We start from the raw sequence: 8,606 nt of genomic DNA on the forward strand, positions 1-8,606 counted from the left end.
GTGTCCCCGCCCCCGCCGCGCGCCGGGGCCGGGGGTGAACTCAGGCGGGGGTGCGGTCCGCCTGCGGAGCGCGCCGCTGGGCGAGCTGCGCGAAGGCGGTGAGCGACTCCGGGTTGGCGAGGGCGCCCGTGGCCGCCGCACGGTCGACCGGAGTTCCGGTGAGGATCTTCTTGACCGGCACCTCGAGCTTCTTCGCCGAGAGCGTGCGCGGCACGGCGCGTACCTGGTGGATCTCGTCGGGCACGTGCCGCGGTGACAACGCGGTACGCAGTTCCCGGCTGATCCTGGTGCGCAGCTCGTCGTCGAGCTCCAGCCCGTCGGCGAGCACCACGAAGAGCAGCAGCTCGCCGGCGCCGCCCTCGTCGTCCTCCAGGTGCACGACCACCGAGTCGACGACCTCGTCCAGCCCCTCCACCACGGAGTAGAACTCGGCGGTGCCGAGCCGTACGCCGCCCCGGTTGAGCGTGGCGTCGGAGCGCCCGGTGATCACGCAGCCGCCCCGGGAGTTGATCGTGATCCAGTCGCCGTGCCGCCAGACCCCCGGATAGACGTCGAAGTACGCCTCCCGGTAACGGGAACCGTCCGCGTCGTTCCAGAAGCCCACCGGCATGCTCGGCATCGGCTCGGTGATCACCAGTTCGCCCAGCTCGTCGACGACCGCGCTGCCGTCCGCCGCCCGCGCCTCGACCTTCGCCCCGAGCGCCCGGCAGGTGATCTCGCCGGCGTGCACCGGCAGCAGCGGCACCCCGCCCACGAAGCCGGTGCAGACGTCCGTGCCGCCGGAGAGGGACTGGAGCTGGAGGCGGTCGCCGACCGTCTCGTACACCCAGGTGAAGCCCTCGGCGGGCAGCGGCGCGCCGGTGGAGCCGAGCCCGCGCAGCGCGGAGAGGTCGGCGATCTCCTTCGGGACCAGGCCGGCCTTGCGGCTGGCCAGCAGGAACGGCGCGGAGGTGCCGAAGTAGGTGGTGCCGGTCTCCTCGGCCAGCCGCCACAGCGTGCCCAGATCCGGGTGGCCCGGGTTGCCGTCGAACAGCACGATCGCCGCGCCCACCGCCGGCCCAGAGACCAGGAAGTTCCACATCATCCAGCCGGTGGTGGTGAACCAGAGGAACCGGTCGGCCGGGCCCAGGTCGTGGTGCAGGGCGAGCATCTTCAGGTGCTCCAGCAGGATGCCCCCGTGCCCGTGCACGATCGGCTTGGGCAGGCCGGTGGTGCCGGAGGAGTAGAGCACGTAGAGCGGGTGGTCGAAGGCGACCGGGGTGAAGGTGAGCGGCTCGTCGGTCGGCGCGGCCAGCTCCGTCCAGGGGATCGCCCCCTCGGGCACGGCCGCCGGGTCGAGGTAGCCGATGCCGACGGTGTGCCGCAGCGACGGCAGGGCGGACCGGATCGCGGCCACCTCGGCCCGCCGGTCCACCGCCTTCCCGCCGTACCGGTAGCCGTCCACGGCGACCAGCACCGTCGGCTCGATCTGCTGCCAGCGGTCGGTGACGCTCCGCGTCCCGAACTCGGGCGCGCAGGACGTGAAGACCGCGCCGAGGCTGGCCGTGGCGAGCAGGAGCACGTACGTCTCCGGGATGTTCGGCGCGTACGCCGCCACCCGGTCGCCGGCGGTGACGCCGAGCCGGCGCAGCCCCGCGGCGACCCGGCGGACCTGCTCGCGCAGCTCGGCGGCGGTCAGGGTGACCGGCGCGCGGGTCTGGCCGTGCGCGATCACCACCGGGTCGTCGTCGAGGCGGCCGGGCATGCGCAGCACGTTCTCGGCGTAGTTCAGCGTCGCCCCGGGGAACCACCGCGTGCCGGGCATGCTCCGGCCGGTCAGCGTGGCGGTCGGCGGGGTGTGCGCCACCACCTCGAAGTGGTCCCAGATCGAACGCCAGAACACGTCCAGATCGGTGACCGACCAGCGCCACAGCGCGTCGTAGTCGGCGAAGTCCAGGCCGCGGTGCTCCCGCAGCCAGCGCAGGTACGCCCCGATCCGGGACCGCTCACGTACGTCCGCCGGCGGCGTCCACAGCACGTCACCCACTGCTCTGCCCTCCCCTGGCCCGGACACGACTCTGTGCGGTGGGCCGTGGCGCCATCTTGCCCTACGTCGAAGCGCCATTGTCCGCACCCGCCGCCGCGGAAGGGGCGTGGCCGATCCACATGCCGGGCCGGTCGCCGATGTGGCCGGCGGAGGACGGCCGCTGCCGCCACCACTGACGGACGAGCGGCGGCAGCGGCCCCGCGCACCGGCGGGAAAGTCGAGCGGAGCCCCGGCCGGCAGGTCAGCCGGCGCGGTGGGCCTGGATCGCACGGCGGCGGGCCAGCCGATGGGCCCGCCGGATCTCCGCCTCCCGGAAACGCCGCTCGTCCTCGGCCGTCTCCGGCAGCACCGGCCGGACCGGGCGCGGGGCACCGCCCACGTCGACACTGACGAAGACCAGGTACGCGGTGGCCACCCGGATCGGCTCGTCCTCGGCCGAGTCCCACCGCTCGGCCACCACCCGGACACCGACCTCCATCGAGCTGTGGCCGGTCCAGTTCACCTGGGCGTGCGCGTGCAACAGGTCGCCGACCCGCACGGGCTCGGAGAAGACGATCTCGTCGATGGCGGCGGTGACCGCCGTACCGCCGCTGTGCCGGGCGGCGGCGGCACCGGCCACGTCGTCCACGAACTTCATCAGCACGCCGCCGTGCACGGTCCCATACAGGTTGACGTCCACAGCGGTCATGATCCGGCTCAACGTGACCCGGGAGTACGACGTCGGCTTGCCGGCCGGCGAGGTGGAGGGGTGCTCGGTCATGACGAAAACGGTACGGTGCGCGGATGCGACATCTCTGGAGCTTCCTCGCAGGGTTGGTGGTGGCGCCCGTCACCTGGGTGCTGGTCACGCTCGGGCAGGACGGGTCGAGCGGCACGATCGGCCGCTGGGTGGAGATAGGAAAGTTCAACACGGCCAACCTGATCGAGCCGGCCGTCTACCTCGCCGCCGGCGGCATCGTGCTGGGCCTGCTCGGCACGCTGCGCTTCTCGCCGGTCGGCCCGCTGGTGGCCGGGCTGCTACTGGTCGTGCCGTACGTCGGGATGTTCGTCGCGCCCTTCGAGGTACGCGACCTCATTCCGGACGGGTGGAAGGTGCTGGGCGACCCGCTGCCGCTGCGGCTACCGGTGGAGAACGGCACGCTCTTCCTGGTCGGCATGATGCTGATCATGGCGACGTTCAGCCTGCAACGGTGGCGGCGCTGGCCGGCGCCGGCGAGCGCGCCGGCGCCCGCCGAGCCGGAGAAGAGCACCGACAACGACGTCACGTTGACCGACTGGCCGCCGGTCGCCTCGCCGGAGCGGGACACCGCCGCCCCGATCACCCTGGCCTACCCGGACTCCACGCCGACCGAACCGCTCCCCCGGCGCACCGGTGGGGAGTCGCCGTGGTCGGCCCCGCCCCGTAAGCCGGAGGACAGCCCCGGCATCCGCTGACGAGCGTGGGCGGGCCGGCGGACCCGGCCCGCCCCCGACCCGCCGCTCGGCGGCGGGCCGGTTCGACGGCGTGCGCCGGGTCAGCCGCGCAGCAGCTGGCGGGCCATCACGATGCGCTGCACCTGGTTGGTGCCTTCGTAGATCTGAGTGATCTTGGCGTCCCGCATCATCCGCTCGACCGGGTAGTCCTTGGTGTAGCCGTAGCCGCCGAGCAGCTGCACCGCGTCGGTGGTGATCTCCATGGCGGCGTCCGAGGCGAAGCACTTGGCCGCCGCCCCGAAGTACGTGAGGTCGGCGTCGCCCCGCTCGGACTTGCCCGCCGCCGCGTACGTCAACTGCCGGGCCGCCTCCAGCTTCATGCCCATGTCGGCGAGCATGAACTGGACACCCTGGAACTCGGCTACCGCCTTGCCGAACTGCTTGCGCTCCTGCACGTAGCCCTTGGCGTAGTCGAGCGCGCCCTGCGCGATGCCGAGCGCCTGGGCGGCGATGGTGACCCGGGTGTGATCCAGGGTGCGCATCGCGGTGGCGAAACCGGTCCCCTCGGCACCGATCATCCGGTCCGCCGGAATCCGCACGTTGTCCAGGTAGACCTCGCGCGTCGGGGAGCCCTTGATGCCGAGCTTCTTCTCCGGCGCGCCGAAGCTCACGCCCGGGTCCGACTTCTCCACCACGAAGGCGGAGATGCCCCTGGACCGCGCCGAGGGGTCGGTGACCGCGAAGACGGTGTAGTACTCGGAGACCCCGGCGTTCGTGATCCACCGCTTCACGCCGTTGAGCACCCAGTGATCCCCGTCACGGACCGCCCGGGTGGTCATCGACGCCGCGTCGCTGCCCGCCTCGGGCTCCGAGAGGCAGTACGAGAACATCGCGTCGCCGCTCGCGACCGGGGTCAGGTAGCGGCGCTTGAGCTCCTCCGAACCGGCCAGCAGCAGCGGCATGGTGCCGAGCTTGTTCACCGCAGGGATCAGCGAGGAGGCGGCGCAGGCCCGGGCCACCTCCTCGATGACGATGGCCGTGGCCAGCGCGTCCGCGCCGGCGCCGCCGTACTCGACCGGGATGTGCGGGGCGTGGAAGTCCGCCGCACGCAGCGCGTCGTAGGACGCCTTGGGGAACTCGCCGGTCTCGTCCGCCTCGGCGGCGTTCGGCGCCACCTTCGCCGCGCAGACCTCCCGGACCGCCTCCCGGATCGCCTCGTGTTCCTCGGGCAATCGGTAGACGTCGAACGACTCCTCTGCGGCCATGCCGGCCCCTCCCCTTCACCGCTATCATGCGCAGTCTGTACCGTCTCCTGACCGCGGACCGCGCAGACTGAAGGATAGCGACCAAGGTTCAGGTACAAGTTACCGCGGCGTAGGCTCGTTCTCGACGGGTAACGCCGCCGCCCGGCGACCATTGAAAGACGAGCAGTTCCCTCCGGTGCCCGGCCAGGCGCCGCAGCAGTAGCGACGCGACGGAGCGCCGCCCAGTGCGAGCGGAGAAGACAGGCGTGACGATTCCGTACCCCAACAGCCAGCCGGTGCATCCCATCGCCGCGGTGACGCCGCCGTCGGGCGCGTCCCGGCCCCGGGTGACCTTCCTCGGTACCGGCTACCTCGGTGCGACCTACGCCATCTGCTACGCGGAGCTGGGCTACGAGGTGCTCGGCTTCGACGTCGACGCCGACAAGATCGCGATGCTCAACGCGGGCCGGGTGCCGATCCACGAGCCGGGCCTCGACGAGCTGCTCCGGCGCAACCTCGCGGCGGGCCGGCTGCGGTTCAGCACCGACATCGCCGAGACGGCCGACTTCGGTGACGTCCACTTCATCTGCGTCGGCACTCCGCAGCGCGCCGACGGCATGGGCGCCGACCTGTCGTACGTCGAGGCGTCGGTGACCGGCCTCGCCCAGCACCTCACCCGCAAGGCGCTGATCGTCGGCAAGTCGACAGTTCCGGTCGGCACCGCCGAGTGGGTGGAGCAGCTCGTCGGCAAGCACGCCCCGGCCGACCTCGGCGTCGAGGTCGCGTGGAGCCCGGAGTTCCTCCAGGAGGGCTTCGCCGTCGACGACGTGCTCCGCCCGAACCGGATCGTCGTCGGCGTGAAGAGCGAGTGGGCCAACGGCATGCTCTACGCCGCGCACAAGGGCGTCTTCGACCTGGCCGCCACCGAGGACCGCGAGGTGCCGCTGGTGGTGACCGACTTCGCCACCGCCGAGCTGGTCAAGGTCGCCGCGAACGCCTTCCTCGCCACCAAGATCTCGTTCATCAACGCGATGGCCGAGGTCTGCGAGGTCGCCGGCGGTGACGTCACCCAGCTCGCCCGCGCGATCGGCTTCGACCCGCGGATCGGCAACCGGTTCCTCCAGGCCGGTCTCGGCTTCGGTGGCGCCTGCCTGCCCAAGGACATCCGGGCCTTCCAGGCCCGGGCCCAGGAGTTGGGCGCGGGTGAGGCGCTGCGCTTCCTGCACGAGGTCGACCTGATCAACCTCCGCCGCCGTACCCGCGTGCTCCAGCTCGCCGCGGAGCTCCTCAGCCGCCGCACCGGCCCCGCCGGCCCCGACCTCTCCGGCACCCGGATCGCCGTGCTCGGCGCCACCTTCAAGCCCAACACCGACGACGTCCGCGACGCTCCGGCGCTCGCCGTCGCCGGGCTGCTGCGCAAGGCCGGCGCGGAGGTGCACGTCTTCGACCCACAGGGCATGGAGAACGCCCGCCGGGCGATGCCCGAGCTGACCTACGAGACCAGCATGACCGACGCGGTGACCGGCGCGGACCTGGTCTGCGTGCTCACCGAGTGGGCCGACTTCCGCAACGCCGACCCGGTCGCCCTGGGCGAGCTGGTCGCCGGTCGGAAGGTCGTCGACGGGCGCAACTGCCTCGACCCGGCACTGTGGACGCAGGCCGGCTGGGAGTACCGGGGCATGGGTCGCCCCTGATCCGGATCACCACGACGGCCGGCCGCGGAGCAGCTCCGCGGCCGGCCGTTGTCTTTCCCCGCCGGGCTCGTTTGTCCTGAACCCGCCGACAACTGTCGAAAATCGCGCCGGCTTTGGGCATGCTGCGACAGTGAGGGTCCACAGTGCGGGTGGAGGGGTGTCGTGGCGACCTTTCAGTGCTCGGCGTGCGGTCGGGAGATCAAGCCGGCCGACCGGTGCCCGCACTGCGGCGCCGAACAACCCCAGTGGGTCGAGCACCTGGCGGAGATCGAACGCTCCATCGCGGAGATGAAGGCGCGGGAGGCCGCCATCGCCCGTGAGCAGCGGCAGATCGCCGCGAAGATGCAGGCCGCCCTCTTCCAGCGGGACATCCTCGCCCACGCCGGCGAGGAGCGGACCAAGCAGGCGACCCGGCCGCACCGGGTGCTGCGCCGCCGTCCCGGCCGGCGTCCGCCGACCGCCGCCACCGGTGCGCCGACCCGCGTCCCCCGACAGGGCGCCGCGCCCGGCTCCGCCGAGCCGCCACCGCCCCCACCCCCGGTGACCTGGCTCGACGTCGACGATCCCGAGCACCCGCCGGAGGCGTCCTCGCGGGAGGTGCAGAACATCCCGCTCGGCCTCGGGGCACTGCTGCTCGGCGTGGCCGCCGTGGTCTTCGCCGCGGTCGCCACCAGCTCGATGGACGCGCTCGTACGGCTCGGCATCCTGCTCGTCGCCACCGTGCTGCTGCTGCTCGCGCCACCGGTGCTGGCCCGGCGTGGGCTCACCTCCACCGCCGAGACGATCGCCACCGTCGGGCTGCTGCTGGTGCCGCTCGCCGGGTACGCCCTCTGGGCGGTGGACCGGATCGGCGACGGCGGCGCCTCCGGCACGGTCTTCGCCGGGCTGATCTTCCTGGTGACCGCCGCCGTCTCGGTCGGCTACGCCGCGTGGACGGGGCTGCGCGCGCCCCGGTTCGCCACCGTGCTCGCCGCCCAGCCGGTCGTGCCGTTGCTGGCGTACGACCGGATCACCGGGCCGGCCGGTTGGGCCCTCGTACTGACCGTGGTCGCGCTGCTCGACCTCTGGTTGGCCCGCTCCGGCGTGGCCGTGGAACGCCCGGTCCGGCGCGACCTGCCGGAACCGCCGCCCACGTCCCCGGCACCACCGCCCACGCCCCGGCAGCGCCCCGCCGAGGCCCGGCCGGAGGGCGCGCCGGAGGAGGCAGGCGAGGTCGTCTCGACGCCGGACCCGACGGACACCGACACCCGGCCCCGTCCGGTGCCCGGGCTACGCGGGCTGACCTGGGTGCTGCACGGGGTCGCCGTCGCGATCGCCCTGGCGTACGCGGTGACCGCCCTGCTCCGCGCGGGCACCGTGCCGGCGGCCACCGGCGCCGGGCTGGTGTTGCTACTCGCCGCGGTCGCCGGGCTGGCCGGTGCGCTCGCGCTGCGCCGCCCACCCCTGCCCGACCTCGGCGCGGGCATCCTCACCCTCGCGGTCATCGGCGCGCTGAGTCGGGTCGCCTCGGTGGCCCTGCCGGGTCGGGCACTCCTGCTGATCGCGGCGGTCATCGCGATCACCGGCGTGGCCGTCCGGGCCCTGCCGGAGGCGGCCCGGCGCGGGCCCCAGCTCGCCTCGGCGGTGGCGCTCACGGTGAGCGGGCTGCTGGTGGCCGGGAACGCGCTGCGCGCCGGGGTCGCCCCGGTGCGCGCCGCGCTCCCCGCGTGGGCCGCCGACCTCGACCGCTACCCCGCCGAGCTCGCCGCGGCGGTCGGCCCGGCCGCCTGGCAGCTGGCCGCGAGCGCCTTCCTGCTCACCGTCGCCGCCGTGCTGGCCCTGCCGCCGGAGATCCGCCGTGAGTTCGCGGTGGCCGGCACGGCGCTGACGGCGCTGGCCGTACCGGCGTCGTTCGGTCTGAGCTGGACGGTCGCGCCCTGGCCGATGGTGCTGGCGGCGGTCGGCATCGGCGTGGCTGGCCTCTCCGCCCGCACCCCACGGGCCGCGCTGGCGCACGGGCTCGGCGCGGCGGTGGTCGGCCTGTTCGGGGCGGGCGCCGCCCTGGCCCGGCCGACGCTGACGGCGGCCGTGCTGGTGGTGCTCTTCCTGGCGGGGGTCCTGGTCGCGGTGGCGCCCCGGATCCGGATCGCCCCGGCACCGGCCGACATCGTCTCCGCCTGGGCGGCGGGCGGCGCGGCGTTCGCCCTGCCGGGCGCGGTGGCCGCGTTCGTCGCCGCCACCACCCCGGCC

Annotated in this window: 5 protein-coding genes and 1 pseudogene; 3 read left to right on the plus strand and 3 right to left on the minus strand. The window is 73.6% G+C overall.

Going from position 1 to position 8,606, the window contains the following annotated elements; genetic code table 11:
* Positions 1-40: 40 nt before the first annotated feature.
* A complete protein-coding gene (locus E1211_RS08380; protein WP_132347125.1) occupies positions 41-2,026 on the minus strand; it encodes an acetoacetate--CoA ligase in 1,986 nt (661 codons plus the stop codon).
* Between the two features lie 241 nt (positions 2,027-2,267).
* Positions 2,268-2,786, minus strand: a complete 519-nt coding sequence (locus E1211_RS08385) for an acyl-CoA thioesterase (RefSeq protein WP_132347128.1) — start codon at positions 2,784-2,786, stop codon at positions 2,268-2,270.
* A gap of 23 nt (positions 2,787-2,809) precedes the next feature.
* On the opposite strand from E1211_RS08385, the gene E1211_RS08390 reads away from it, so the two are divergent.
* Positions 2,810-3,460 (plus strand): hypothetical protein, encoded by a 651-nt coding sequence (locus E1211_RS08390; protein WP_132347130.1) that lies wholly within the window; start codon positions 2,810-2,812, stop codon positions 3,458-3,460.
* Positions 3,461-3,540: 80 nt separating this feature from the next.
* Here the strand turns inward: E1211_RS08390 and E1211_RS08395 are convergent, their stop codons facing one another.
* Complete coding sequence (locus E1211_RS08395) at positions 3,541-4,704, minus strand: acyl-CoA dehydrogenase family protein (RefSeq protein ID WP_132347132.1); 1,164 nt, start codon at positions 4,702-4,704, stop codon at positions 3,541-3,543.
* 245 nt (positions 4,705-4,949) lie between these two features.
* Here E1211_RS08395 and E1211_RS08400 point away from each other — a divergent pair, with 245 nt between their 5' ends.
* Positions 4,950-6,377 (plus strand): UDP-glucose/GDP-mannose dehydrogenase family protein, encoded by a 1,428-nt coding sequence (locus E1211_RS08400; protein WP_132347134.1) that lies wholly within the window; start codon positions 4,950-4,952, stop codon positions 6,375-6,377.
* Between the two features lie 162 nt (positions 6,378-6,539).
* Positions 6,540-8,606 (plus strand): annotated as a pseudogene (locus E1211_RS08405) (permease); the annotation flags it as partial.

The organism is Micromonospora sp. 15K316, from assembly GCF_004348525.1.
Taxonomy (GTDB): Bacteria; Actinomycetota; Actinomycetes; order Mycobacteriales; family Micromonosporaceae; genus Micromonospora.

Excerpts from the sequence above, each read along its gene's own strand:
- E1211_RS08385 (WP_132347128.1), bottom strand. The coding sequence starts at position 2,786 with ATGACCGAGCACCCCTCCACCTCGCCGGCCGGCAAGCCGACGTCGTAC.
- E1211_RS08390 (WP_132347130.1), top strand. The coding sequence starts at position 2,810 with ATGCGACATCTCTGGAGCTTCCTCGCAGGGTTGGTGGTGGCGCCCGTC.
- E1211_RS08395 (WP_132347132.1), bottom strand. The coding sequence starts at position 4,704 with ATGGCCGCAGAGGAGTCGTTCGACGTCTACCGATTGCCCGAGGAACAC.